Origin of the sequence: Pseudoalteromonas luteoviolacea DSM 6061 (assembly GCF_001625655.1) — a bacterium.
Taxonomy (GTDB): Bacteria; Pseudomonadota; Gammaproteobacteria; order Enterobacterales; family Alteromonadaceae; genus Pseudoalteromonas; species Pseudoalteromonas luteoviolacea.
Map to the genome: position 1 here is coordinate 62750 of NZ_AUYB01000095.1, position 25980 is coordinate 88729.

Annotated in this window: 24 protein-coding genes, 1 pseudogene and 1 riboswitch; of the genes and pseudogenes, 11 read left to right on the plus strand and 14 right to left on the minus strand. The window is 42.3% G+C overall.

Translation table 11 applies throughout. The features are described 5' to 3' along the window. The first annotated feature begins 182 nt into the window (after nucleotides 1–182). Genes N475_RS07610 through msrA form a run of 3 tightly spaced genes read left to right on the plus strand, consistent with a single transcriptional unit; the run spans nucleotide 183 to nucleotide 4879 of the window. Nucleotides 183–1232 carry an efflux RND transporter periplasmic adaptor subunit gene (locus tag N475_RS07610; RefSeq protein ID WP_063364985.1) on the plus strand — a complete coding sequence of 350 codons (1050 nt, stop codon included), beginning with the start codon at nucleotides 183–185 and terminating at the stop codon, nucleotides 1230–1232. A gap of 3 nt (nucleotides 1233–1235) precedes the next feature. Then, the gene (locus tag N475_RS07615; RefSeq protein WP_063358682.1) at nucleotides 1236–4352 is read left to right on the plus strand and encodes an efflux RND transporter permease subunit; all 3117 of its coding nucleotides are present in this window, start codon (nucleotides 1236–1238) and stop codon (nucleotides 4350–4352) included. After that, nucleotides 4349–4879 carry a peptide-methionine (S)-S-oxide reductase MsrA gene (msrA, locus tag N475_RS07620; RefSeq protein WP_063358681.1) on the plus strand — a complete coding sequence of 177 codons (531 nt, stop codon included), beginning with the start codon at nucleotides 4349–4351 and terminating at the stop codon, nucleotides 4877–4879. Before N475_RS07615 ends, msrA begins: the two co-directional genes overlap by 4 nt. A 43-nt stretch (nucleotides 4880–4922) precedes the next feature. Here the strand turns inward: msrA and N475_RS07625 are convergent, their stop codons facing one another. Together N475_RS07625 and N475_RS07630 are read right to left on the minus strand one after the other, a co-directional pair. Further along, nucleotides 4923–6779 (minus strand): TonB-dependent receptor domain-containing protein, encoded by a 1857-nt coding sequence (locus tag N475_RS07625; RefSeq protein ID WP_063358680.1) that lies wholly within the window; start codon nucleotides 6777–6779, stop codon nucleotides 4923–4925. Between the two features lie 38 nt (nucleotides 6780–6817). After that, nucleotides 6818–6969: riboswitch (cobalamin riboswitch) on the minus strand. An 85-nt stretch (nucleotides 6970–7054) separates the two neighbouring features. Next, nucleotides 7055–7537 carry a YajQ family cyclic di-GMP-binding protein gene (locus N475_RS07630; protein ID WP_063358679.1) on the minus strand — a complete coding sequence of 161 codons (483 nt, stop codon included), beginning with the start codon at nucleotides 7535–7537 and terminating at the stop codon, nucleotides 7055–7057. Between the two features lie 204 nt (nucleotides 7538–7741). Here N475_RS07630 and N475_RS07635 point away from each other — a divergent pair, with 204 nt between their 5' ends. Both N475_RS07635 and N475_RS07640 read left to right on the plus strand, forming a co-directional pair. Then, nucleotides 7742–8092: a VanZ family protein gene (locus N475_RS07635; RefSeq protein ID WP_063358678.1), complete on the plus strand. Its 351-nt coding sequence runs from the start codon at nucleotides 7742–7744 to the stop codon at nucleotides 8090–8092. 14 nt (nucleotides 8093–8106) lie between these two features. Beyond that, nucleotides 8107–9003 carry a ketopantoate reductase family protein gene (locus N475_RS07640; protein WP_063364986.1) on the plus strand — a complete coding sequence of 299 codons (897 nt, stop codon included), beginning with the start codon at nucleotides 8107–8109 and terminating at the stop codon, nucleotides 9001–9003. A 10-nt stretch (nucleotides 9004–9013) separates the two neighbouring features. On the opposite strand, the gene thiI is transcribed toward N475_RS07640, so the two are convergent. Both thiI and N475_RS07650 read right to left on the minus strand, forming a co-directional pair. After that, entirely contained in the window at nucleotides 9014–10471 is a 1458-nt protein-coding gene (thiI, locus tag N475_RS07645) for a tRNA uracil 4-sulfurtransferase ThiI (protein WP_063358676.1), read from the minus strand. 181 nt (nucleotides 10472–10652) lie between these two features. Next, a complete protein-coding gene (locus N475_RS07650; RefSeq protein ID WP_063358675.1) occupies nucleotides 10653–11309 on the minus strand; it encodes a TetR/AcrR family transcriptional regulator in 657 nt (218 codons plus the stop codon). Between the two features lie 174 nt (nucleotides 11310–11483). On the opposite strand from N475_RS07650, the gene coaD reads away from it, so the two are divergent. Both coaD and N475_RS07660 read left to right on the plus strand, forming a co-directional pair. Further along, nucleotides 11484–11966 carry a pantetheine-phosphate adenylyltransferase gene (coaD, locus tag N475_RS07655; protein ID WP_063358674.1) on the plus strand — a complete coding sequence of 161 codons (483 nt, stop codon included), beginning with the start codon at nucleotides 11484–11486 and terminating at the stop codon, nucleotides 11964–11966. Then, nucleotides 11963–13318, plus strand: a complete 1356-nt coding sequence (locus N475_RS07660) for a capsule assembly Wzi family protein (protein ID WP_063358673.1) — start codon at nucleotides 11963–11965, stop codon at nucleotides 13316–13318. The genes coaD and N475_RS07660 overlap by 4 nt, the downstream gene beginning before the upstream one ends. A gap of 33 nt (nucleotides 13319–13351) precedes the next feature. Here N475_RS07660 and N475_RS07665 read toward each other — a convergent pair whose 3' ends face one another. The 7 genes and pseudogenes from N475_RS07665 to argC form a co-directional block, all read right to left on the minus strand. Then, nucleotides 13352–13795, minus strand: a complete 444-nt coding sequence (locus N475_RS07665) for a hypothetical protein (protein ID WP_155730968.1) — start codon at nucleotides 13793–13795, stop codon at nucleotides 13352–13354. 83 nt (nucleotides 13796–13878) lie between these two features. Continuing rightward, nucleotides 13879–14034 carry a hypothetical protein gene (locus N475_RS07670; protein WP_155730967.1) on the minus strand — a complete coding sequence of 52 codons (156 nt, stop codon included), beginning with the start codon at nucleotides 14032–14034 and terminating at the stop codon, nucleotides 13879–13881. 336 nt (nucleotides 14035–14370) lie between these two features. Continuing rightward, nucleotides 14371–15729, minus strand: a pseudogene (gene argH, locus N475_RS07675) (argininosuccinate lyase); the annotation flags it as partial. A 23-nt stretch (nucleotides 15730–15752) separates the two neighbouring features. After that, nucleotides 15753–16961, minus strand: a complete 1209-nt coding sequence (locus N475_RS07680; protein ID WP_063358669.1) for an argininosuccinate synthase — start codon at nucleotides 16959–16961, stop codon at nucleotides 15753–15755. A gap of 11 nt (nucleotides 16962–16972) precedes the next feature. Then, nucleotides 16973–17893, minus strand: a complete 921-nt coding sequence (locus N475_RS07685; protein ID WP_063358668.1) for an ornithine carbamoyltransferase — start codon at nucleotides 17891–17893, stop codon at nucleotides 16973–16975. Nucleotides 17894–17901: 8 nt separating this feature from the next. Beyond that, on the minus strand, nucleotides 17902–18684 hold the full coding sequence (locus tag N475_RS07690) for an amino acid kinase family protein (protein ID WP_063358667.1): 783 nt from the start codon (nucleotides 18682–18684) through the stop codon (nucleotides 17902–17904). A gap of 2 nt (nucleotides 18685–18686) precedes the next feature. Beyond that, nucleotides 18687–19691 (minus strand): N-acetyl-gamma-glutamyl-phosphate reductase, encoded by a 1005-nt coding sequence (gene argC, locus N475_RS07695; protein ID WP_193343354.1) that lies wholly within the window; start codon nucleotides 19689–19691, stop codon nucleotides 18687–18689. A 169-nt stretch (nucleotides 19692–19860) separates the two neighbouring features. Between argC and argE the strand changes: the two genes are divergently transcribed. Then, nucleotides 19861–21045, plus strand: a complete 1185-nt coding sequence (argE, locus tag N475_RS07700; protein ID WP_063364988.1) for an acetylornithine deacetylase — start codon at nucleotides 19861–19863, stop codon at nucleotides 21043–21045. A 36-nt stretch (nucleotides 21046–21081) separates the two neighbouring features. On the opposite strand, the gene N475_RS07705 is transcribed toward argE, so the two are convergent. From N475_RS07705 to N475_RS07715, 3 genes are all read right to left on the minus strand, one after another. After that, nucleotides 21082–21777 (minus strand): DUF3581 family protein, encoded by a 696-nt coding sequence (locus N475_RS07705; protein ID WP_063358664.1) that lies wholly within the window; start codon nucleotides 21775–21777, stop codon nucleotides 21082–21084. Nucleotides 21778–21983: 206 nt separating this feature from the next. Continuing rightward, nucleotides 21984–22622: a cytochrome b/b6 domain-containing protein gene (locus tag N475_RS07710; RefSeq protein WP_063358663.1), complete on the minus strand. Its 639-nt coding sequence runs from the start codon at nucleotides 22620–22622 to the stop codon at nucleotides 21984–21986. A gap of 183 nt (nucleotides 22623–22805) precedes the next feature. Then, complete coding sequence (locus tag N475_RS07715; protein WP_063358662.1) at nucleotides 22806–23960, minus strand: iron-containing alcohol dehydrogenase; 1155 nt, start codon at nucleotides 23958–23960, stop codon at nucleotides 22806–22808. 146 nt (nucleotides 23961–24106) lie between these two features. Here N475_RS07715 and N475_RS07720 point away from each other — a divergent pair, with 146 nt between their 5' ends. The 3 genes from N475_RS07720 (at nucleotide 24107) to N475_RS07730 (ending at nucleotide 25972) form a co-directional block, all read left to right on the plus strand. Continuing rightward, complete coding sequence (locus N475_RS07720; protein WP_063358661.1) at nucleotides 24107–24970, plus strand: LysR family transcriptional regulator; 864 nt, start codon at nucleotides 24107–24109, stop codon at nucleotides 24968–24970. A gap of 76 nt (nucleotides 24971–25046) precedes the next feature. Then, nucleotides 25047–25523, plus strand: coding sequence for a glutathione peroxidase (locus N475_RS07725; protein WP_063358660.1), 477 nt, complete (start codon nucleotides 25047–25049; stop codon nucleotides 25521–25523). Between the two features lie 2 nt (nucleotides 25524–25525). Next, on the plus strand, nucleotides 25526–25972 hold the full coding sequence (locus N475_RS07730) for a MarR family winged helix-turn-helix transcriptional regulator (protein WP_063358659.1): 447 nt from the start codon (nucleotides 25526–25528) through the stop codon (nucleotides 25970–25972). Nucleotides 25973–25980 lie beyond the last annotated feature (8 nt).

A 25980-nucleotide genomic window follows, 5' to 3' on the forward strand; every position in this document is an offset into this window, starting at 1 on the left:
TAATTTACGCAGCTGCATGCACCTTTTGCAGGGTTTTGCTTTACTCATTTCAGTAACCTTTTAGGTACACAGTGAAAATCTCTGTTAGATTTTCGTTTAATACACAAATATACAGGATATCCGCGATTTTCTCATACTGGAATTTTTGTACACTAATCATCTACAAATAGTGAGATTAATTTATGCGTGCAAACCAGTCGGGCAAAGCCCTTTTTCCTACCTTCATTTTAATGCTAATCGCATTGTGCGGCTATCTCTATTTTCCTAGCTCACAAGGGGGCAACGAGCAGCGTGCAGCCCGTTCGGTGCAAGTTGCCGTATATGAAGCCACGACCCAAAATCGTGCTATTACCGTCAATGCAATTGGCTCTGCACGTGCAAACCAAGCTATTGACATTACCAGTTCACATAGCGACTACATCAGTGAAATTCTATTTCGTGATGGTCAAACCGTCTCTCGCGGCCAAAAACTCGCGCAGTTACAAAACCAACAAGAGTTACTCGCTGTCAAAGAGTTGACGATTAACCTCAAGGAGCAACAAAGGCAACTCTTGCGATTAACCGAGCTGGCTAAAACTCAATCAACTGCACGTTCTCAACTGGATGCGCAGCGCTCCACCGTAGATACACTGACAACACAATTACAAACCACCAAATTAAAACTTGCTGAAATGGAGGTCTATGCCCCATTTGATGGTATTCTCGGCAAGCGCTTAATCTCTGTCGGCAGCTATGTTAATGACAATACGCCACTAACCACATTGGATGATATCAGCACCATTAAAGTCGACTTCCAATTACCAGAGAAGTACGTCGCAAGAATCGCGATAGGAATGCAAACCTCCGTCACTAGTGACGCCTATCAAGGTACCAACTTTACTGGCCAGATCTCTCACATTGACCCACGAATTGACGAGTCGACTCGAAGTATCCAAGTCACAGCGAGCTTCGAAAATAAAGATTTAAAATTACGCCCAGGTATGCTGCTAAATGCCGCAGTGCAACTACACCAACTTAATGCCGTAATGTTACCAGAAAAAAGTATTATTCCAAGACAGGACAGACACTACGTTTACGTCGTTGAGGATAATAAGGTAAAACAGCAACAAGTCACTCTGCTTACCCGTTTTAAAGGCTGGGTTGCGATAGAAGGTTTGCAAGCTGGGCAGTTAGTCGTCACTGAAGGGACCACTAAAGTACGCAATGGCAGCCAAGTTACTGTAAAGGGGTAAACCGTGAAGATAACCGATACAGCCGTCAAGCGACCGGTTTTTGCCATCGTGATCAATTTACTGTTACTCACTTTTGGTATTGTCGCTTTTACAATGTTGCCATTGCGTGAATATCCCGATATTGAGACTCCAATCGTTAATGTCAGCACTGACTATACAGGTGCTTCAGCTGCAGTTGTTGAAGCAAAAATCACCCAAGTTTTAGAGAACCGAATTTCCGGTATTGAAGGCATTAAAAGCATTAACTCTTCCAGTCGTAATGGCCGTTCAAATATTACGATAGAGTTCAATATAGACAGAGATATTGATGCTGCAGCCAATGATGTGCGGGAGCGAGTTTCTCGTGCTTTAGACAGGCTACCCGAGCAAGTACGTCCACCTGAAGTATCAAAATCAAGCGACGATGAAAATGCGATTGCGTGGTTTGTTTTGAACAGTACTTCTATGGATACCTTACAGTTGTCCGATTATGCCCAGCGCTACATTGTCGACCGCTTAGCCGTTGTAGATGGGGTATCTCGTGTGATTATTGGGGGTGAGCGCAAATATGCCATGAAGATTTGGCTTGATAGACAAGCGATGGCTGCAAGAGGTGTCACCAGCTCAGATATTGAAAATGTCCTACGTCGCGAAAATGTTGAACTGCCCGCCGGTGAAATTGAATCTCAAGATCGGGATTTTGCTGTGCGTATTGCGCGTGGTTACACTACCCAAGAAGATTTTCAAAATCTTGTTATCAAGCGCGGAGAAAGTGGCTATCAAGTAAAACTGGGGGAAGTTGCTAAAGTCTCATTAGAAGCACAAGATGATGAGAGTACCTTTAGAGGCAATGGGATCAACATGATTGGTCTAGGCATTGTTAAGCAAGCCAAAGCCAATACATTAGATGTCGTTGACAATGTTAAAACTGAACTGGTTTCGATTAAACGTAATCTACCGGAAGGTACTCTAATACAAGACAGCTATGACTCTTCGATATTTATTCGTGAGTCGATTACTGAAGTATACCGTACCCTCGCAATTGCTATGGGACTGGTGGTGCTTATTATCTTTATCTTTTTAGGCAATGTACGTGCAACCCTAGTTCCGGCGGTAACGGTACCTGTAGCGCTTGTTGCAACCTTTATGTTCTTATTGGCCATGGATTACTCTATCAACTTGCTAACCCTGCTTGCCTTAGTATTGGCCATTGGTTTAGTCGTAGATGATGCCATCGTGATGTTAGAGAACATTCACCGTCGAATTGAACAAGGAGAACCAAGACTACTCGCAGCATTTAGAGGTGCTCGAGAGGTTGGCTTCGCCATTATTGCTACAACCCTCGTGTTAGTATCTGTATTTGTCCCGTTGGTCTTTATGGATGGACGAATTGGTGCATTATTTACTGAATTTGCACTCGCGGTGAGTGCAGCGGTTATTTTCTCTAGTATCACGGCTTTGACTTTGTCCCCTGCACTGTGTTCAAAAGTACTAAAGCAAGATCGCAAAGAAGGACGTTTTTCAAACTGGATGAATTGCCAATTTGGACGTCTTGAAGAGGCTTATAAAAACGTTTTAACACGTAATATACACAGCAAAATTTCGCTGCTGCTTATCTTGTCACTAACTGCATTAGCAAGTTATGGGTTGTTCAATAAAATCCCGTCCGAACTCACACCAAAAGAAGACCGCGGAACCTTTTTTATTATGATGAGTGGTCCAGAGGGTGCAAGTTATGAGAATAACGCTCAAAATATGGCACAAATTGAACAACACTTAATGCCTTACGTAGAAAACAAAGAACTTAGCAGAGTACTTATACGCGTGCCGGGTTGGGGTAATATGGGCGGCGTTGCCATTGTCGGTATGCCAGATTGGGATGAACGAAAACGCTCAACTTGGCAGGTAATGTCCGAAATCAGTGGAAAAATGCAACAAGTCACTGATGTCCGTGCTTTTGCGATAATGCGCCGAGGTATTGGGGGTGGCGGTTCATCGCGACCTGTTGAGTTCGTGATCCAAGGGAATGACTATCAAGAACTGGCTCAGTGGCGAGATAGAATATTTGAACGCGCTCGCAACAATCCAGGGTTAGTACGTTTAGATCATGATTTTAAAGAGACTTTTCCGCAATTTCTCATCAGCATAGACAAACTCAAAGCAGCGGATATGGGAGTTTCTACTGACGATATTGGTCGTACGTTGGAGACCATGCTTGGTCAAAGACGAGTGACAACTTTTATTGATAGAGGAGAAGAGTATGACGTCATCCTTAAGGGCACCAAAGCAGACTTTACTGCCCCAACAGATATTAACGATGTCTTCGTCTCATCACGCACTGGTCAGTTGATACCACTGGATAGCCTCATTGCCATTAAAGAAGAAGCCACTTCAGCTCGCTTGAACCGCTATAATCGTATGCGCTCAATTACCATCACCGCAAACTTAGCTGATGGATATACCCTCGAACAAGCCTTGAACTTTTTGAATCAAGTCGCCGATGAGGAAAACTTTACGGACGGTGCCATTGATTATAAAGGGGAATCTCAACTCTTTTACGAAGGGGCTTCGGCGATGACCTACGTCTTTATTTTGGCTTTAGTGGTCACATTCTTGGTCCTTGCTGCACAGTTTGAAAGTTTCGTGCATCCATTTGTGATTATGCTTACAGTGCCACTTGGTCTGATTGGTGCGATGCTTGGTCTCTATTTTAGTGATAGCTCACTCAATATATACAGCCAAATCGGTATTGTTATGCTGATCGGATTGAGTGCTAAAAATGGTATTTTAATCGTTGAATTTGCCAATCAGCTGCGTGACAAAGGGGTTTCATTTGAGCAGGCAATTGTCGAAGCTGCATCTCAACGATTAAGGCCTATTATCATGACTTCATTGACTACCGTAATGAGTGCAATCCCACTCGTACTTGCGACAGGACCCGGCTCGGAAAGCAGAATGGTTATCGGTGTGGTTATTTTTGCTGGCGTAAGCCTTGCAACTATCTTAACCTTGTTTGTAATCCCAACTGCTTATAGCATATTAGCAAGGCGCACTCGCTCTCCCGAGCATACCGCTGCAGCGCTTGATTCGCAGCATAGTGCCCATCCAATCCTAGATCACAATGAGGGAGCAAAACGATGAGTAAGACACAGTTGGCCACTTTTGGTGGAGGTTGTTTTTGGTGTATTGATGCCGCTTTTCGTAAAGTCAGAGGGATCCACCAAGTTACTTCGGGATACAGTGGTGGAGAAACATTAGAACCAACTTATAAAGACATTTGTACCGGTATGACAGGCCACGCTGAAGTGGTGCAGTTGGAATTTGACTCCAATGAAGTGTCGTTTGAAACGCTCTTGTCTATGTTCTTTGCACTACATGACCCGACACAGTTGAACCGTCAAGGCAATGATGTGGGCACCCAGTATCGGAGTGTCATCTTTTATCATTGTGACGAACAAAAAGCGCAAGCAGAGCAAATAATTACAGAACTTAAGGGGAACTATTCAGAGCCAATAGTCACTGAAATTAGTGCCATTGGTCCATTTTACGATGCTGAGCGATACCACCAGGATTACTTCAATGAAAACCCAAATCAAGGTTATTGCAGCATAATGATTGCCCCCAAAATTGCCAAATTTGAACAACGCTTTTCAGATTATTTACTTTAATTCTTTAAAAGTAGGAGCTAGCCAACACTAGCTCCTTTGCCTTTTAAAACTCTACTTTCGCACCCACATAAACTTGACGGCCTAGTGGCTTATAGCCAAGTAAACGGCTGTTATCACTCGTAAAACCAGCTCCAGCAGTAAAGTTCTCTTTATCAGTTAGGTTCTCTACACGGGCATTTAATTCAATACCGTCTAACAACTGGTAGTTTGCTGATAAATTAAATAACGTGTATGCGCTCAACTTAGTACTATAGAAATCAATAGATGGTCTATCTGAGCGGTAGAGCATTGTTAAATTAACATCGAGGTTTTCCCATTGCTTCGTCAACGTGTAATTGAACGCTTTAGAAGGGCGTCGCGGTAAGTCTTTTGACACATTGGTCGAATTGTCTTTTGCATCTAACAACGTCAGGTTAGCAGAGTGATTGAAACCAAACGCATCAAATTGTGCGCTTAGCTCTACGCCTTTCATGGTTGCTTTATCAACATTGTAAGCGACATATTTACTCGTATCTGGGTCTAGCTTATTAGAGATTAAGTTAGTGATACGGTTTTCAAAAATTGCGACATCGTAGCGACCCCATGTAGAAGTAACTGTTAAGCCTAGTTCGTTGTTTTCAGCTTCTTCTGGTTTAATATCGATATTCGGTTCATACCAAGGGCTATCAGCCACAAATGCATTGTTTAATGTAGGTGCGCGAAATGCGGTGCCATGATTGAATCTAAATGCAACATTCTTGTGTGGCTTAACACCAAAGCTAGTTGTATAAGTATTAGCACGACCATGATAGTCGTAATCATCAGAGCGCACGGCTATATTCGCAAGCCACTTGCTGTCATCGTAAAACGCCCCGGCGAAAATGGCCGTGTTATCACGATCTGACTGAGTAAACTTCGCTGTCGATTTAGAGACGTCTTCGCTTAAATGCGAAACCCCTGCAACACCTTGCAATGACTCACGGATTCTATAACGTGCACGATATTCAAACTCCTCACGCTCGGTGCTATAGATACTCGGATCCGTATTACCAAATTGGGTGTTTTCTTCCTGAGAAACACTCACAGAGGCATCCTGTGTTAAGTCCTGAGAACGTTTTTGCCAAGCAATTTTAGCTGTGTAGTTCTCAAACTCATACTCGTCATTGCCCCAAGAGCTATCATATTCGGCATTACCTTCACTATACTGCGCTAAGGCTGTTAACTCGCCAAACTCTTCAAAGTCATAACCCAAGTTAAACCCGATATTTTGGTTTTCATAGCCATCTCTATCGTGGTTTTTCCCTCTAGGTAAACTTGGATCTTTTTCAATGACATCGTATCCATCAGTTTCTTGGTAACCAAGGTTATAGCTCAAACGTAATTTGCCCGCTTTAACTCGACCCGCAGCCTGCACCTCAACATAATTATTACTGCCTGAAGTGAGTGCAATTTCATTTACTTGCGCCTCACGCGTAATAATGTTGATAACCCCAGACACAGCATCTGAACCATAGATTGCTGCACGTGCACCTTTCACTACCTCAATGCGTTCAATACTATTTACAGGGATATTAGTAAAAGACACATTTCCCGAATTTGAATCACTGACACGCACACCATCAACGAGTACAAGCGTATGTTTTATTGAGGCTCCACGTACAAAAACACTGGTAGTTTGACCAAAGCCACCATTTCTCACTACGTCAACGCCGGGCAAGGTGTTCAACAAAGAAGGAATATCGCGAATATTGAGTTTTTCGATCTGGACGCGATCGATAACGGATACACTGGCCAGCGTATTTTCTATTGGCTGTTCAAACTTGTTCGCTGTGACGGTAATGCGTTCAATATCTTGATTTGCAGATGCGTTAAAAGAAGCCGCAGCTAGTACAGCAAGGCTTAGAGCAGATTTTTTAAACATGGTTTCCCCTACTTTATGCCCACCGCACAAAGTTAATCAATTGAGTCAAATTCAAGGCCGGTCTCCGGGCTCAACTATTTCAAAATAGCTTTACCGTTGCGGGGGCAGCGTTGGGATTGCTTACTTGCGCACCAACTTCCCGATTATCCAAATTGCCGCAGCATTTGGCACCTCGAAAATCAGCGCATATTGTCGGAGATCTTTAGGGGGGATGTCAACGGACGTCTAGAGTTCCAGCCCAAAATTTAGGCCTGAAACCCTAGCGAGATCAAAGATTAGTCTCTGAAGTTTTTAAACTGGAAAGGTTGACCTAACTCAGCAGTACGAATTAACTGCATAACTTCCTGTAAATCGTCACGCTTTTTGCCTGTAACGCGTACTTCTTCACCTTGAATAGCCGCTTGTACTTTCAACTTCGAGTCTTTGATCAGTTTCACAACTTTTTTAGCCATGTCTTTATCAATGCCCTGCTTCAGTGCCACCTTACGTGCAAACGTTTTACCACTGCGCTCAACATCTTTTAATTCAAAGCTACCAACATCTAGGCCACGCTTTGCTGCTTTACCAACAACCATGTCAAATAGCTGCATTACTTGCTGTTCAGATTCAGACTTCAGTTGGATCACTTCATCTTTTAACTCAATAGAAGCTTCTACACCACGAAAGTCATAACGCGTCTCTAATTCTCTATTTGCGTTATCAACTGTATTTTTCGCTTCCGTCATTTCTATTTCAGATACAATATCAAAAGAAGGCATTGCTCTCTCCTCAAAACAAATTTGCCTTGAATTATAACAACGCAATCAAGTAATAAGATACCGTTTTATTTAGCAGCCAATTTATAAGGTGACGTGAACAGTCAGCAGTACATTTAGAAGGCGTTATATTAAGCTTTTACGTTAATCCACTTTTCAGTTTTCAATGTTATACTGGGCTTCCATCAAGTTGAAGTTGGAGTGCTTGTGACAAGACGAGTATATCAAACACTATTACTATTATTTTTGATAGCCTTTACTTATCTGTTTGCTAGAGAGGTTCAAGTTCAGAGTATTCGAATAACGCATTTGGATAAATTGGCACATTTTGCTGTCTTCTTTATGCTTGCTTTTTTCTCATACCACGCATTTAAGTTTAAACCTTGGTTTCATATGGTGTTACTAACAAGCTATGGAGCATGTATTGAATGGATGCAATCCACTATACCTTACCGTCAAGCTTCAATGGGAGACTTTATCGCCGATGTATTAGGGGCACTAAGTTACTTTGTACTTCTGTGGTTAATGCGTAAATATCAAGCTCGTAAAAGCAGTTAAGCAGGCAAGACATAGTGAACGATATTCACATATTAGGAAAAGGTGCCGTAGGTCTCTTATTTGCAAACCGTCTTGCGCAACACAACGCTGTGACATTAATCACGCGCACGCCCACGTCAGCACCTTTTCACATCATTGAGAATGGCTTCACCAAGCAAGTGCCAGCAAGACGTACTACGTTGGCTTCTCAAAAGAGCGGTATAACCAACTGCTTAATACCGGTTAAAGCCTACCAACTTAGCCAAGCAATGCGCGAAATCAGCCCGCATTTAAGCGACAACGCCAATATAATCATAAGCCACAATGGTATGAGTGATTTAACAGAAGTGGCACAGCACTTAAAGCCGGACCAAGCACTCTTTTTCTTAACGACCTCTATGGGAGGTATGAAACCCGATGCCAATACAGTTAAACATACGGGAGCAGGCCTCACGCAATTTGGCGCGTACAACTTCGTTGCTAAGCAGCGCCAACAAAGCGTGTTTGATGAACTACTAAAGCCCTGCATTCATCCTCTGGAATTGGTACCCAATATGTCAGAGGTTCGTTGGCAAAAGCTATGTGTAAATATTGCTATCAACCCTCTCAGTGCTTTGCATCAATGTAAAAATGGCAAACTCCGAACGCCTACACATGCACGTCAAATCTTAGCCCTGTTAAATGAAGCATGTCATATTGCGTGGCTTGAAGGTGTAAATTTGAAGCTTTCAGCAGAGTTGGAGCGAGCTTACAATGTCATGAAGCTCACAGCAAAAAATAATTCTTCTATGGCGCAGGATATAAAACACCGACGCCGCACAGAGGTGGATGCGATTTGTGGGTTTATCGTAAAACAAGCGGCCAAGCATGGTGTCTCAGCCCCAGAAAATGAACGCCTTTGGCAACTAGTTAAACAAAAAGAGCGGGCTTAAGCCCGCTCTTTTATGGTCTGTATACTTTCACTTTTGTGAAGCCATTTTCGTGCAATATTAAAGCTTGCAGCTGACTCATAACTCCTTTACTACAGTACAAGTAGTAATCCTTATCCTGAGGTAGATCACCAAACTTGGTCGCTAGGCGGAAGAACGGTAAATGGACAACTTCTACACCTTCAAGCTCAAGGGGATCTGCATCCTCTTCTTCAGGCGAGCGAATATCTACTACAACTGCATTCTCCGGCAGCTCAGAAACATTTTCTGCTTCTTTGACTTCTTCTTTTGCCTCTTCTTCAATATCTCGAATATCTTTTATCGTGGCATTCTTTACTACAGTATCTAATACATCAAAATCAAACTTGGTTTCTTCTGCTTCAATTTTTTTCAAAACAGCTTTAACAGTTGGTTTCTTAGATATTACACCACAATATTCAGGCATGGCTTCAGCCATTTCACAAGTACCGATGTCTCTGGCAATGCGAATAATTTCTTCTTTATCATGTTGAATAAGTGGTCTTAAAATTAGCGTTTCTGTCACTCTATCAATCACGCTTAGGTTAGCCAGTGTTTGACTTGATACCTGACCAATACTCTCACCAGTAACCAGTGCTTGTATACCAAGTTTATTGGCTACTGCACTGCCCGCACGCATCATCATACGTTTAAGAACCACACCCATCTGGCTGTTTTCTACATTTTCTAAAATCTCAGCGACAACTGGTTCAAAATCAACCGTAATGAATTTAACGCGGTGTGTTGAACTGTATTGTTTCCATAAGTAATGACTGACTTGCTTCACGCCAATTTCATGAGCTGCACCGCCAAGGTTAAAGAATAAAAAGTGCGTACGCGCACCCTTTCTGATCATTTGATAGGTGGCAACACCAGAGTCAAAACCACCTGAAACCAAAGATAAAACATCTTCTTGCGTAGGTAGTGGGAAACCGCCCAAACCTCGGTGCTGGCTTCTGACGATATAAGCAAATTGGTCTTTAATCTCAATTTTAACTGTTTCTTGAGGCTTGCTCAGCTTGACGCTTGCAGATTCTACATTTTGGTTCAGACCTCCACCGACATATCGCTCTACATCGCTAGAGGTAAAATCATGATTACCTTGGCGTTTCACTCTGACACAAAAGGTTTTGTTTTCAATCTGCGTTTTTACCAATGGTAATGTATGCTGGAAAATATCGTCTAATGTTTCAAATTGCTCTTCTTGCACCTCTAAAAACAGCACAATACCCGGCACACGTTTGAGACCATCGATTAGGGCTAAGCGAGTATTTTCATCACTCAACTTACTGACAACCGTAATATTATCCCAGTTGTTCTTAACCGTTATAGCTTCGTCTACACGACCGAGCAGCAACTTGATATTTTTTTCCAAAATTTTTGTAAAACGCTTTCGCACCGATTTGCTTTTGATAACAATTTCAGGGTGCAGCTTGACGATAAATTTAAGCATAAGAAGTCACTCTTTGGTGTGAAACTACAAACGTATTAAACGTCCAATCATTTTAAGGCGCGGGATTATAACAAACTTATTAAAGACTAGGAAATAAACAATTGAATTGGCAACTTTGTGAACCATAAACAACTAGAGACTGTAGGGAGATGAACAGCCTCTAGCATCATAAAAATGCGTGTTAGGCGATACTAGGTAACGTTGTGTCTGCTTGCTCTTGGTAGTAATCCCTCAGTTGAGCAATTTTTTCTCTACTTAAATCCGTGGCATATGGCTTGAATAGCATCAACACTTTCACGATGCCATTGTAAATATCTTTTTGTTCCAGCACCCCTGTCATTCTGCGTGCCTTAACATAGGGTGTCCAGAAACTTACTACCATTTTTAGCATGTGAGCGAGCTCATCGGTATCTGTATCTTCAATATCAATCACACCCGCATCGCGTAAGCCAATCACAACCGCTTTGACCTGTTCAAACAAATGGGCCTGAAATTCTATGTAGTCACTTTTTAGCGCCTTATCACGCGCTAAGATATCGGTCAGATTGTCATAAAAGAAATGGTAGCGCCACATTAGCTCAAATAGAGAGTCTAAATATTGTGTTAGCTGCTCCAAAGGCTCATGTTCGATACTCAAAGGTTTAAAGTGAGTTCTTAAATGCTCACTGTAAAGGGAAAAAATATGACGAATAATGTCTTCTTTATTTTTGAAGTGATAATACAAGTTGCCAGGGCTTATCCCCATGTTTGAAGCAATATGATTAGTCGTAATTGCTCGTTCACCATTTAGATTGAACAGTGCAATGCTCGTACGAATTATTTTTTCCTTGGTATTCATATCCAACTCTCTTTACACGCTTAATTGAATTTTGTTGGGTCACTCGCCCACTTGGTTATCAGAAAATAGCACTAAACATATGCAAGGTTAAATGAGCAAATTTGAAAGCAGACCAGTGAATTTGCTTAAGAAGCTTGCTAACATAGCAAAAATTTTTTGCGTTGCAACAATCCAATGAAAGTAATAGCTCTTTATCCAGGTACATTCGACCCACTAACTAACGGGCATTCAGATCTTATCAAGCGAGCTGCCAAAATGTTTGATACGGTATTGCTTGCCATAGCACACAACCCATCAAAGAAGCCTTGTTTTACTTTAGATGAGCGTGTAGAACTTGCTGAGCAGGTACTTGGCGACATACCGAATGTCAAAGTAATTGGGTTTTCAGGGCTGTTAGTTGACCTTGCCAAAGCACAAAATGCGAACGTACTGATAAGAGGTATACGCGCAGTATCTGACTTCGACTACGAATTTCAGCTAGCCAATATGAACCGCCGACTTTACCCTCAACTGGAGAGTGTATTTTTAACACCCTCAGAGCGTAACTCGTTTATTTCATCCACACTGGTAAAAGAAGTTGCCTTGCACCATGGTGATGTCAGTGAGTTTGTTGATCCTATTGTTGCAAATGCACTCATGGAGAAACTACACAAATGAAGTTAAGGCGTATTTCTGCAGTTTGCCTATGCGCAATTTCTCTTCATATAGAAGCGAGCCCTTGGATTACAGCGCAAGATAGCAGCACCAAACACTCTATTGATTTACTGGTCAGTCATGGCCTGATTAACCGTCCCGTTAACCAGTACCCTTTATTTTGGCAAGGCATTGCTGAAGATCTGAGTAATATCGATTCAACAAAACTGTCGGAACAAACTGCATTTGCTGTCAGCCATTTGAGGCATGCCCTAAGCATCGATAAACGAACTACTCGCTCAGGTATAAAAGCCCATTACCACAAAGCACCGAGCACGCGCTCTGGTTTAGGCGAAAATACCCGTGCAAAATCAGGTATTCAGAGCTTTGGTGAGTTAACCAGTGACATTGTGAGTGCTCGAGTTCAGGTTAATTACGCTGATGATGCTTTGGATGGCAAATACATTAACCACCATGGTAGTCATGTGGCCGTGCTTTTAGGCGACTGGGCGTTAAGCGCGGAGCGACTTGACTATTGGTGGGGGCCAGGTAACGAAACAGCGCTGCTTCTATCGAATAACGCCTCACCAATGAAAGCAGTTAGACTGAGTAGAGCCAACACAAACTATAGTGGTCCAAACTTCTTATCATTTATAGGCCCTTGGCAAATCACGGCAATTATTGCCAAACAACAGCCCCATGAGCAAGAAGGCGACTTCTGGGGCGCACGCTTTTCAGCTTCTCCGCTACCAGGATTAGAGCTCGGATTTGCGACCACTGGTAGCGACTTCGTCTATTTAACACCAAACAACGGTGAAGAGAGCAAAAAGCAACGCATCACGAGTATTGATTTTAAATACTCGACACTGATTGGCGTTCATCCATTCGCAGTATACGGTGAGTATACAGGTGACAATGAGTCAGGCGCACTGCCAGATCAGCCCATGTTTACGCTCGGTATTGAAAGCTACTGGGCACAGGAAGATAGCCGAACCAAAGCATTTATTGAATATAGCGATACTGTGACAGACTGTAATGCACAATCAAGTAGTTTTCAGTGCCACTTTGAAACACCGGGTAATGGCTCCGATTATCGTGAAAAGGGCCAGTGGCTGGGAGCATCTATTGGTCCTCAAGCAAAAAGCTTAACAGTCTCAGCTGATTACTTTCAAACCAATGGCGTGGGCGGTTTTATCAAGTTGAAACGTTCCGAATTTGAAGCCTTGCAGTTAGATCGAACTTTTATTGAAGTTGGTTATCAGCAGGGAGTATTAAGTGGGCTAATGAAAGCCAGTTTCAGTATTTGGAAAGATAAAACACCACAGCTAAATGACACCCAAAACGCACTTTCGTTTAGTTGGGAATATCAATTCTAAAGTTATTTGGGCTGTGTCCACACAGCCCAAATGTTAAGCTTGCTTTGCTCGCCAGAGTTTTTTCGATACCAGTAAAATACCCAGTAAATCTCGGTTAAGAATAACAACGCCCACCATTATTAAATCTATAACATTTACGGTAGTTGAGTAGAAATACCACAGCGCCCAAGGCTTGTAATTTCCTAACATGTATGAATCGATAAACATCGCTAAAAAAAGTGCCGAGTTAATTGAAAGCCCAATACAGCAGTAGACAATGACAGGTTGAACGACTTCGCGTTTAAAGAATATTTGCCGCGCAATTAACATGCCGACAATCGTGAAAACGTCGTAAGCGAGTAAAATACCAAAATCACTGGGTTGAAACTGAGTAGATAAAGAAAGGTCACTTACACCATAAGATACTGCCAGAATAACGGAGCAACAAAGCGCTTGTAAATTTTTATTAATGGCAAGAACATAAAAAGATATGTTCATTAAACTCGCCATAACGAAGCCCCAAATAACAAGGGCTCCTATACTTAATCCGAAATAATCGTATGCCATTAGCCTTGTGGCAGCTAGCCCCCATAAGGTGGTTTAGGGTATATACCACTACCACGAGCGCCTGAAACTGCTCTTAAATTCACTTCACTTTCAATAACATTATCAGAAAGCACCTTTGCTTTGCTAGTACTATTAGATGAATTGGTACGCTTTCGCTTAAATATAGACATTGTTTTCCCTTTATAAATATTTGCGCCACCCATGGATATGAAAAAATTCATACGGGTAACCATATTGATGGGCAACACACTGCAACACCCGGGCCACATCATATAGAAAAAAAACAAAAAATTCACCTACGTTAAAAAAAACAGTTAAATGTTTAAAAAACGTACCAGAACAATGGCATGTTTTAAGTCAGTGCTGGCCGAAATCAAAATTAGATTGTAAGCATTTACACACAGCAAAGCGCAAATAAAATAAAGACCACTAAAAATAAGGCCACCATCATTGGCGGCCTTATCTAGCGTTTACTGCAAAGTCTGAAGTTACGAAGATGTCAGAGATTTAGCTGATTTGAGAGCTTCAGTGACACGCGGCAAAGATGTGCCCCCCAAAGCTTGACGTGCGGCAATGCAAGCGGCAATTTCTAGCCGCGCATAAACATCATTGTCAATTTGTGGACAAACGCCCTGAAATTCATCAAGTGTCAGTTCCTCAAGGTTTTTCCCTTGAGAAATAGCAAGCTGTACTAGCTGTCCCACAATATGATGGCCCTCTCTAAACGGAATATTTTTTGCGACCAGATAGTCAGCCAATTCTGTTGCATTGGCATGCCCACCTTTAGCTGCGGCTAAAGTCGCTTCAGCATTGACTTTTAAACCCCCAATACATGCTTGAGCCATATGTAAAGATGCAATCCACGTTGGTAGGGCATCAAAGAGCCCCTCTTTGTCTTCTTGCATATCTTTATTATAAGCAAGCGGCAGTGCTTTTAATGTCATCATCATGGCACTAAACGCCCCAAAAACACGGCCCGTCTTGCCTCGGATCAACTCCAATGCATCTGGGTTCTTCTTTTGTGGCATCAAAGAGGAACCTGAAGTCACATTGTCTGACAACTCAATAAACCCAGCTTCTCCGCTATTGTAAAAAATTAAATCTTCTGCGAGACGTGACAAATGCATCATTGAAATAGAGGCACAACTGAGCAACTCCACAACAAAGTCTCTATCTGATACCGCATCCAAACTATTTCTTGTCGCACAGTTAAAGCCTAGCTCCTGAGCAAGCTTTTCCCTATCAACAGGGTAAGCCGTGCCAGCTAGGGCCCCGCAGCCCAAAGGACATTCATTTAATCGTTCAATAGCCCCAGTTAAACGGCTGGCATCGCGCTCAAGCATTTCAACATACGCCAAGCACCAATGGCTAAATAACACGGGCTGTGCACGTTGCAAATGCGTAAATCCGGGTAAGATAGTACCCAACTCGCGCTCTGCCAAAGCAATTATTTCTACTTTTAACTGATTAATTGCTTCTAAAACCTGTTGCGCAGTTTGGCGACTCCATAAGCGAAAATCTGTTACAACCTGATCATTGCGGCTCCGCCCTGTATGTAGCTTCTTCCCCAAGTCACCGACTATTTCTATTAGCTTTGCCTCCACATACGAATGAATATCTTCATATCCACTATGTGCTATTTCCTGTGGTGCTTGTTTAGCGTCTTCTAGGAGTGTATTCAAGCCGTTAACAATACGCTCATGCTCTTCATTGGTCAGTACTTCAACTTGCTTCAATGCACCGGCCCAAGCTATAGAACCAACTATGTCTTGTTCCACTAGCTGATAATCAAAAGGCAAAGAGTCATTAAATTGCTTAAATGCTTGATCAGGCCCCGTTGAAAAACGACCTCCCCATAATGCCATTGCTTTACTCCTCTCACTCAATGCTATGATTTCTGTTTATTTAATGCAGCGATTCGACTGGAAAGCGAGAACAAGCGAATAAACCCTTCCGCATGAGATTGGTCATACACATCATCTTCGCCAAATGTTGCAAAGTCTTCACTATATAAACTATTTATGGATTGTTTTTGTACCGCAGTAACGTGACCTTTATAGAGCTTGAGTACAACCTCTCCTGACGCATCTACCGTCAGGGCTTGCGCCGCGGCTAAAATTGAGTCTTTAAGTGGTGTAAACCAACGCCCATCATAAACAAGGTGAGAAAACTCACTGGACAATGTTTCTTTCCATTTTCGGCTAGATTTATCTAATACCAGTTCATCGATAGCTTGAAGTGCAGCCATGATCACCGTGCCACCTGGTGTTTCATAGCAGCCTCTAGACTTCATTCCAACAAGGCGATTTTCGACAATATCAATACGCCCAACACCATGCGCAGCAGCAATATTATTGAGCTTAACCAAGCATTGATACGGGCTATAACGCTCACCATTTACTCCGACAACCTGCCCTTGCTCCACCAACAGCGAGACATACTCGGCTTTATCTGGCGCTTGCTCAGGAGATGTCGTTAACGTCCATACTTGATCGCTGGGTTGATTCCAAGGATCCTCTAGCTCTCCCCCTTCATGGGAAATGTGCCAAATATTGGCATCTCGACTATAAATTTTTGTTGCTGATGCAGAGCACGGTATTTGCCTTTGTGCGAGATAATCTAGTAAAGATTCTCGGCTTGATAACTCCCATTCTCGCCATGGTGCAATCACCTGAAGATCCGGAGCAAGTGCTGAAAAACAAGATTCAAATCGGACTTGATCGTTACCTTTGCCGGTACAGCCATGTGATAGTGCGTCAGCACCTACCTTACGCGCCACTTCTACCTGAGCTTTGGCTATGATAGGACGTGCCATAGACGTGCCTAACAAATATGTACCTTCGTAAACAGCACCCGTTTGCAGTGTGGGATAGATATAGTCACTTACAAGCTGTTCTTTTAAATCGACGATATGACATTCACTGGCACCAGAAGCCAGCGCTTTTTCTTCAACCCCCACCAGCTCTTCTTCACCCTGACCTACGTCGGCAACGAATGCAACAACTTCACACCCGTAATTTTCTTTTAACCAAGGCACAATTGCAGACGTATCTAAACCACCAGAATACGCCAGTACTACCTTCTTTACTTCACTCATAACTTGAACCTTTATTGAAATTGGTTGTTTAACAAGGTAACCAGCAGGGCATTCTGGGCATGCATCCGGTTTTCCGCTTGTTGAATAATTTTTGAATTTTTGCCATCCATAACCGCAGAAGTTATTTCATACTCTCTATGGGCGGGCTGGCAATGCAAGACCGTTTGAGCACCTGTTTGCTCTACCAATTGTTGATTGATTTGGTAAGGCATAAACACGTCTTTGGCTTGCTCTAAAGTGACATTACTTCCCATCGATACCCAAGTATCGGTGTATAGAATATTAGCACCGGCTGCAGCTTCCACACGGTCACTCACCATAATACTGGCTCCATTGACCGCTGCCATTTGTTCAGCCTGCTTAACGATCTGCGCATCTGGCGAGTGACCTTTTGGACAAACTGCCACAAAATCAACACCTAAACTCGCCGCTAGCAACATCAAAGAGTGAGTCACATTATTACCTTCACCGAGATAAGCGAGCTTCAAGCCACTAACTTCTCCATATACTTCTTGTATCGTCATAAAATCAGCCAATGCTTGGCATGGGTGATAAAGATCACAAAGGCTATTAACAACAGGCACAGAGGCATAGTCAGACAGCGTAGTTAAAGTGCTATGATGATTGACTCGCGCGACAATGGCGTCTGCCCATGTCGAAATGTTTAACGCAAAGTCTTTAACCGACTCTCTGCTGCCCATCGCGCCGTTTTGCTGATCCAAGTACACAGCATGCCCGCCGAGCTTGTTGATCCCAATATCAAATGACAGCCGAGTACGTAAGCTGGGTTTTTCGAATAAGGTCACCACCGACTTACCGGCCAGAGCTTGTGCAAAATCTTGTGGTTGCGCTTTAATTTGATGTGCAAGAGAAAGCAGCTTGAGCAATGCAGCTTGATCAAACTCCAAGCCCGTAATAAATACATTTTCCATGATGTTTCCTAAGGTAATATTTGAGTTCCGACATGTTCACCTTTAATTAAGGCGACTAAGTTTTCTGGCTTTTGCCAACTGGAAATGTATACGCCTCGTCGTAAATGTTGGGCAGCGTGAAGACTGGTCTTAACTTTGACCTCCATCCCGCCCACAATAACCTTCTCTTCGATTAGTGCTGTGATTTGATCTGAACTTAAAGTATGCAACGGCTGTTTTTGTGCATTCAAAACAGCTTCAACATCGGTCATAAAAATTAATTCGCCATTGACCGATTGTGCTATTGCCGCAGCAGCCTCATCTGCGTTGACATTGTAAAGCTCGCCATTTTCTCCAATCCCAACAGAGCTTACTAAAGGGATCCGGCCAAAATTCATAAGTTGCTTGAGTAACCCAAGCCCTTCCTCGCTGTAACATGTACCAACTTGACCCAGTGCCTTGAGTTTTTGCTTGGTCATCAAGCCAGCTTCATAAAGGCTTGTTCCAACAGGCTTTAGGCCAGCGACTATTGCTTGTCCCATCAGTTGCTTATTGGCGCAACCCGCTAACGCACCAACAATATAGGGCATTTGTTCTTTAGGGCTGATTCTCAGTCCTTGATGCTTAGCAGTGGCAAATCCTGCATCTTGTAGCCAACTATCCACCAATGCTCCGCCACCATGAACAACAACAAATTGCTTGTCACCTTGTTCAATTAAGCTTGCCAATACTTTAAACAGTTCTAGCGCCGCTTGCTCAGTATTGAGAACCGCTCCGCCAACTTTCACTACCCATGTTTGTTTTGCAGTCATGACTAATCCTTTAACCCCAACGTCGCGTTAAAACCGCTCGCAATATTCATACACTGTAAAGCCTGACCAGCAGCACCTTTCAAAAGGTTGTCAATAGCCACTACAACGATGAGTTGCTGACCCTGCTGCTGCCAACCTATGTCTACATAAGGTGTGCCCGCAACACTTTTAATTGACGGTAATACGCGGCCTTTTAAACGAATCAGCGGTTCGTCAGCAAGTGTTTGATAAGCTTGGGTAACATCGTTTTCGGTAACGTTGTCAGCGAGTCGTACATAGATGGTTTCGAGAATACCACGTGAAAAATTACCTAAGTGTGGCGTAAATAAAATAGGATGATCTAAGTATTGAGTAATTTCAGGACCATGTCTGTGATTAAACAAACCATATGGTGCTAAAGACACCTCGCAAAATTGCGTATTAATGGCTGCTTTTCTACCCGCCCCTGTCACCCCAGAAACCGCATTAATAATAATTTGGCTGTCGGCAAGTAGGCCCGATTGCTTTAAAGGCTTAAGCGCATTGAGTGCCGCAGTCGGGTAACAACCAGCTACCGCGACTAGTTTTGCTTTCGCAATATTCGCTTTATTCCACTCCACAAGGCCATATGCCGCGCTGTCGAGCAATGTTTGATGGTTATGAGAAAAACCATAATATTGCTCGTATTGAGAAGCACTTGCTAAACGGAATCCACCAGACAAATCAAAAACCTTTACCCCTAAATCGAGAAACTTAGGCGCTAGCTCAACGCTAACTTTGTGATCCGTGCATAAGCAAACGTAGTCGGAAGATTGAGCAATTTGAACATAGCTTTCATTGCATAAAGGCAATAGCTCAAGATCTAATAGGCCACTGTGCTCTGGATATAAATCACTGAGCAACTTGCCTTTGTCTAAGCTTTGCTGAGAAACATAACATCCTTTGAGATTAAAATTTGGATGGCTGGCTATTAATTTGGCTAATTCTGCACCACTATAACCACTGGCGCCTATAATAGAAACATTCAACATCGATAACTCTTATATTTGATTAATTAGGGAGTCAAATTTGCTATAGATGAAATGTTCGTCGCATTTTGCCAGCCCTCAATAATTATTCTGTAAAAATGAATTGATATTCATACTAAACACATATAAATTTTTATGCAACATCTTTGAATAAATATTTTGGAGAATTATGTCTCTTCCTAGTTTTTTAGAAATGTACAAAAGCCTTATTGCACAACCATCAATTAGCGCAATTGATAAAAGGCTAGATCAAAGCAATAAAGCCGTCATTAATACATTAGCAGCATGGTGTAGTGATCTAGGGTTTACAGTGGAGATCACAGAGCTCGAAAGTGTCCCGGGTAAATTTAATTTGTTAGCTAAACGCGATCCGCTAAACAGTGCGCATACGGCTGGTGGGTTGATGCTGGCTGGCCATACCGATACGGTACCGTACGATGATGCGAGGTGGAATTCAGATCCATTTACTCTGAGCCAAAAAGATAACAAACTATTTGGCCTTGGAAGTATTGATATGAAGGGCTTTTTCGCATTTGTTTTAGAAGCTATTAAGACGCTTGAACATAAGAACCAAAAAGCCCCTATTTTGCTCTTGGCAACTGCTGACGAAGAAACAACCATGGCAGGAGCACAACAAATTGCGAAACATCAACAATTAAAGCCTGATCATTGCGTAATTGGTGAACCTACAGATATGGTGCCGGTATTCACACATAAAGGACACATGAGTAGCGCCATTCGCATAACTGGACGCTCAGGACATAGCTCAGATCCAGAGCGGGGATTAAACGCCATTGAGATCATGCAACAGGTCATTACAAAACTGTTACACCTCAAAGAGGAACTTAAGAATAAATATTCAATAGAGCATTTTGCAGTGCCGCACCCGACCCTCAACCTAGGGCATATTCATGGAGGAGACAATGCCAACCGCATATGCGGCTGTTGTGAATTGCATATTGATATACGTCCGCTGCCCGGTTTGAGTATTATCGAGCTTCAACAAATGTTATTGGCGGCAACGCACTCAATTAATGAACAATATCCTGGCAGTGTGGATGTAATCGATTTACATGACCCTATTCCTGCCTTTCATGGACAACCAGACTCAGGGCTCGTTAAGCTCGCAGAAAAGATATCAGGTCAACGAGCTATTGCAGTCAATTATTGTACTGAAGCGCCCTTTTTACAGCAGTTAGGATGTGAAACCATAGTAATGGGACCTGGCTCAATTCAGCAAGCCCACCAGCCTGACGAACATTTAGCAATGGAAAAAATAAAGCCCAGTCAGAAAATGATCACAGACTTGATAAACAAATGCTGTTTTGAAGATAAACAAAAAGCAAGCTCATAGCTTGCTTTTTCTATACAGTTGGTTTGATCTCAATAATTACTTAAGCGTTTCTTTTCGTTCATTGTAGTAGTCAATGAGATCATCGATAGCCTGCTGGCAATATTCTTTGATACCAGATACCAACATGTGCTTTTCACCAAAGCCAACTTTTTTGCCCTGGCTCAATAGTTCAAATCGCAAGATAATTTTTCCTCGCTTGCCCTCGTAGCTAAACTCTGGCTCAGCGGCTTGGAGTGTTACTTCCTTCAGCTCTAGCGTATCTAAGTGAATAGACATCGACTCATAGATGACCATAGGTCGAGCGGGATTAATCATCACTTCCTGCTGACCCATAAGTGGAATAATCACATGTGGGAATGCTTTGCCAGAAAATGCAACGTAGTTTTTAATCAAACTTTCCACTAATTCTGTACATTGCTTACTCTCACCAGAGCGCTTAACAGATAGCATCACTTTTTCGTTAGACACGATATCAAACGCGTCACTTCCTTGCGGAAACTCAAGTTGAGATGTCTCATCAACCATTCCCGAAAAGGTAAAGTGCATATCTTCACTCACACCATACTTATCTAAAACTAAAGAAAACAGTAAGTCTCCAGGGACACAAAACTTCTTAGCGTCAATATCGTGCAAAGGGTTAAAATCATCCGCTACTTGCTTTGCGAATTGACTGCCTTGTTCACGGCTGATCACGAGTTTATTGGTTTCTTCTTGATAGTAAGGTGTAAGCATAGTTAACTTCTTTCTTGCATGAAAATCGCGCTATATTAGCAGAATTTAAGCACAGAGAGGTCATATCTGTGCTTTTGTATTGTAACGTCAAGTTTCAAAAGGCTTTTTATAATTAATATATGAGATTGGACTACCTTTATAAATCAGTAGCCCTTTAAGCAAATTAAAAACTTTAGGCTCTATTTAGACGAATCACACAGCTAAAATTACAGTACTGCACTGAGAGGCTCTTGGCCCCAGAAAAATAGGATTAACACTGCCAACAGTATAAAAATGCCATAGGCGAGCCCACCTCTTTTCATTTTAGGAGCTGGTGCATCAATAGTACTTTTGCCAGTTATGAGAGATTTCAGTAAGTTTACGCCTTTGATACGATATATAACAATGGCTGCGACATGAAAAACAATTGCAGTCAGCAGTAAATCAATGTTGAAATGATGGATATCTCCTGCCAATTCCGCCAACTCATAGCTGATATACGAAACAAGTGGCCCCTCCATCAAAATATCATCTGTGGTCATTAATCCAGATATAAGTTGAATAAAGATCAGTACAAAAAAAAGCAGTACCATGATACTGCCCGCGGGATTATGTCCCACATGTTGAGATTTGGATTTCAGTGCTCGAACGATATGTTTAGGGCTGTGGAATAGGCCACGTAGCTTTGCCGTTTCACTGCCAATAAAACCCCAAACTATACGGGTCATCATGAGTGCCAGTAACAGATAGCCAACCACAAAATGTAAATCTAGCCACCCTTCCTCACCTGAAAAATACAAAACTGCGATCCCAATGACCAGAAGCCAATGAAAACCCCGTATAAAGCCGTCCCAAACTTTTGTCATAATTGCCCCGATGACTGTGTGTTTTGCTCAAAGATTACCTGAGCAAAGTCACAAAAACGATGCTTTTATGAAAATTGAAGCGATTTTATTGAGATAAGCCAAACAAGGTTTTAATTATTTGCGTAAAGTATCCAAATTAAGGATACGAGGCACAACTCACTGCGGCTGCACCTCGATTTATCATTAAATGCTTGCGCGAATAATGTTTCTACTTTTTTCAAGAGTCACAGCTTGGTGTTCACCTAATGCGGTCATTCCGTGTCTTTCCAACTGTTCAGTGATTTTATTCACCGCGTCTTCACCAATATCGTAATCAGCCAAGCGTGTTTTCATATTGACACTGTGGAAAAACTGTTCTGTGAGTTCAATCGCTGTGGCAATCGCACTGTCTTCATCTGCGATATCTAGACCTAAAACACGCTCTGCATATTGCAGTAATTTATCGCGTTTCGTCTCTTTTTGCTCCGCCATCATTCTTGGTAAGATAATAGCTAGAGTTTGCGCATGGTCCAGTCCATAAACAGCAGTGATCTCATGACCAATCATGTGCGTTGCCCAATCTTGTGGCACACCCGCTCCAATTAACCCGTTTAATGCCATCGTCGCCGACCACATAACATTGGCGCGCACTTTATAATCCACGCTTTCAGATACGAGCTTTGGCCCCTCTTCCATTAACGTCATCAGCAACCCTTCCGCAAAGCGGTCTTGAACTTTTGCGTCCACTGAGTATGTTAGATATTGCTCCATAGTATGTACAAATGCGTCCACAACCCCATTAGTCAACTGTCGCTGAGGCAATGTTTTCATTACTTGAGGGTCCAATACCGCAAACTTGGGCTGCACTTCAATCGAAGCAAATGGCAGTTTATCGTGAGTCTCACTATTTGATACCACACTAAAACTATTCGATTCTGAACCGGTTGCTGGTAGAGTCAGAACCACACCTATCGGCAACGCCGAAGAAATTTCAGCGCCTTTACTTAAGATATCCCATGGCTCACCGGAAAAGTTAGCAGCCGCAGCAATAAATTTGCTGCCATCAATGACTGAACCACCACCCACAGCCAAGATATAGTCGAAGCCTTCTTGTTTGATTTTTGCAACAGCTTTCATACATGTTTGATAAGTTGGGTTGGGTTCTATGCCAGCAAACTCGCCCCAAGTAAAATCACGCAATGCTTGGCTTACCTGATCATAAATGCCATTCTTTTTAATACTACCGCCACCATATACAACAATGACCTTTGCATTTTTCGGAATAGCTTTGGTAATTTCAGCTATTTGGTTTTCACCAAAGAAAATTTCTGTTGGGTTGTAAAAATTAAAGTTCAGCATACTTGCCCCTGCTTTGACGACTTGTTTTCATTGCGTTCAGTTTAAAGAGATAACGCCACAAGATCATTATTCAGATCGCAAATCACTTTTGCACACATGCAATAATGAATTAAAATAAACCTTTATATTTGCAAGTGAGAATTTATATGTGGCAAGGTCTGGATATTTTTCTAGCGGTAGTCGAACAGGGTAGCTTTAGTAAAGCCGCACAAGTACTTGATGTATCTACTTCCCATGTCAGCAGGCAAATTCAGCAATTAGAAGAGAGACTTGGCACCGTACTTTTGCAACGTACAACTCGAAGTATCAACCTTACGGATGAAGGCATCGCCTATGCCAGCAAATTAAAAGTGATCCAACAAGAGTTAGTAGACGCCAACAACGAATTGCAAGGTGTTCAGCACACTCCAAAAGGTCCAATCCGTATTACCGGAGCCGGGGACTTTATGGCTAACCGAGTAGCACCTGCTATAGCTCAGTTTTGCAAGCGCTATCCCGAAGTCAGCATTCACATTGATTTTAATGCGAGAAATGTCGACTTAATCGAAGATGGATTTGATTTAGCCATTCGTTTTGGTAGATTACAAGATTCACGGCTAATTGCCAGAAAGCTTAGCTCCCGTAACATGATGTTACTGGCAAGTCCTGACTACTTGCAATCAGCACCGCCGCTAGAGTCTCCCTCTGATTTGCACCATCACAATTGTTTAATCGCAATTTCAAACCGTTGGAGATTTAATCAAAAGCATGGCATCGAAGAAGTAAAAGTAAATAGCAATTGGCGAAGTAACAACCCACAGGCAATCATTCATGCTTGCAAAGCTGGGTTAGGTATAGCGCACCTCGCAGAGGACATTGCTGCTGATTATGTTACACGTGGGGAATTGATCCCGTTACTCGCAGAATACCAAGTGGATGATAACGCATCTTGGCTTATCTACCCGCGTAAAGATCTTATCCCATTACGAGTAAGACTGCTTATTGAGTTTTTGCTTGAACAGTTTAACTAAGAAGCCTACTTGCACCATTTAATGAGATCGTATACGATTTAAATCGCACACGATTAAATCTAGAGAGATATAATTTATGATTTACGAATTTACAGCCAATACGCTACAAGGCAATGCGTATAACTTTGCAGACTTGAAAGGTAAAGTCGTTCTTATTGTCAATACCGCCAGCAAATGTGGTTTAACACCTCAGTATGAAGGCCTTCAACAACTTCATAAGGAATTGGCCACACAAGGCCTAGAAATCATCGGCTTCCCCTGCAATCAGTTTGGCCAACAAGAACCAGGCAGTGCCAGTGAGATCCAACAAGGATGTCTAATAAACTATGGTGTAGACTTTACCATGATGGAAAAAATTGACGTAAACGGCAAACAAGCTCATCCACTCTATACATATTTAAAATCGGCACTACCAGGTTTGCTAACCAACAATATCAAGTGGAATTTTACTAAGTTTCTAATTGGCAAAGACGGTCAGCCACTACATCGATATGCACCAACCACAAAACCTGAAAAGATAAAAGCTGACATTCAAAAAGCACTACAGGCTTAGTTATGAGCGCAAAGTTCCCCGAACTAAATTTAGATAAACAGCTGTGTTTCAGCTTGTATGCCGCATCAAGGCAAGTGACACGTTTATACCAGCCACTACTAAAGCAACATGATTTAACCTATCCACAATACATTGTGCTACTTATTTTGTGGCAAAACGACGGGCTGATGGTTAAAGATATTGGCCAAAAATCTCAGTTGAAAAGTAATACTCTCACACCACTATTAAAACGTTTAGAGCAAAATGACTTGGTCACTCGCAAGCGTGCAAAAGAGGATGAAAGGCAGTGCTATATATATCTGACAGACAAAGGCAAAGCTCTGGAAAATGAATGTGCGTGCATTCCTATGGAAATGTTGGGTCAAACTGATATGTCTATGGATAAACTATTTCAGCTAAAAACACTACTAGACGAGTTTTTACAGTTGCATGAAAATCATGGCGGGTGAACACCCGC

Coding starts and splice junctions, on each gene's coding strand:
- N475_RS07650 (WP_063358675.1), bottom strand. CDS start 11,309: ATGAATACCAAGGAAAAAATAATTCGTACGAGCATTGCACTGTTCAAT.
- N475_RS07610 (WP_063364985.1), top strand. CDS start 183: ATGCGTGCAAACCAGTCGGGCAAAGCCCTTTTTCCTACCTTCATTTTA.
- N475_RS07720 (WP_063358661.1), top strand. CDS start 24,107: ATGTGGCAAGGTCTGGATATTTTTCTAGCGGTAGTCGAACAGGGTAGC.
- N475_RS07670 (WP_155730967.1), bottom strand. CDS start 14,034: ATGTCTATATTTAAGCGAAAGCGTACCAATTCATCTAATAGTACTAGC.
- N475_RS07680 (WP_063358669.1), bottom strand. CDS start 16,961: ATGAGTGAAGTAAAGAAGGTAGTACTGGCGTATTCTGGTGGTTTAGAT.
- N475_RS07685 (WP_063358668.1), bottom strand. CDS start 17,893: ATGGAAAATGTATTTATTACGGGCTTGGAGTTTGATCAAGCTGCATTG.
- N475_RS07690 (WP_063358667.1), bottom strand. CDS start 18,684: ATGACTGCAAAACAAACATGGGTAGTGAAAGTTGGCGGAGCGGTTCTC.
- N475_RS07725 (WP_063358660.1), top strand. CDS start 25,047: ATGATTTACGAATTTACAGCCAATACGCTACAAGGCAATGCGTATAAC.
- argE (WP_063364988.1), top strand. CDS start 19,861: ATGTCTCTTCCTAGTTTTTTAGAAATGTACAAAAGCCTTATTGCACAA.
- N475_RS07715 (WP_063358662.1), bottom strand. CDS start 23,960: ATGCTGAACTTTAATTTTTACAACCCAACAGAAATTTTCTTTGGTGAA.
- N475_RS07730 (WP_063358659.1), top strand. CDS start 25,526: ATGAGCGCAAAGTTCCCCGAACTAAATTTAGATAAACAGCTGTGTTTC.
- coaD (WP_063358674.1), top strand. CDS start 11,484: ATGAAAGTAATAGCTCTTTATCCAGGTACATTCGACCCACTAACTAAC.
- N475_RS07660 (WP_063358673.1), top strand. CDS start 11,963: ATGAAGTTAAGGCGTATTTCTGCAGTTTGCCTATGCGCAATTTCTCTT.
- N475_RS07710 (WP_063358663.1), bottom strand. CDS start 22,622: ATGACAAAAGTTTGGGACGGCTTTATACGGGGTTTTCATTGGCTTCTG.
- N475_RS07705 (WP_063358664.1), bottom strand. CDS start 21,777: ATGCTTACACCTTACTATCAAGAAGAAACCAATAAACTCGTGATCAGC.
- msrA (WP_063358681.1), top strand. CDS start 4,349: ATGAGTAAGACACAGTTGGCCACTTTTGGTGGAGGTTGTTTTTGGTGT.
- N475_RS07630 (WP_063358679.1), bottom strand. CDS start 7,537: ATGCCTTCTTTTGATATTGTATCTGAAATAGAAATGACGGAAGCGAAA.
- N475_RS07665 (WP_155730968.1), bottom strand. CDS start 13,795: ATGAACATATCTTTTTATGTTCTTGCCATTAATAAAAATTTACAAGCG.
- thiI (WP_063358676.1), bottom strand. CDS start 10,471: ATGCTTAAATTTATCGTCAAGCTGCACCCTGAAATTGTTATCAAAAGC.
- N475_RS07625 (WP_063358680.1), bottom strand. CDS start 6,779: ATGTTTAAAAAATCTGCTCTAAGCCTTGCTGTACTAGCTGCGGCTTCT.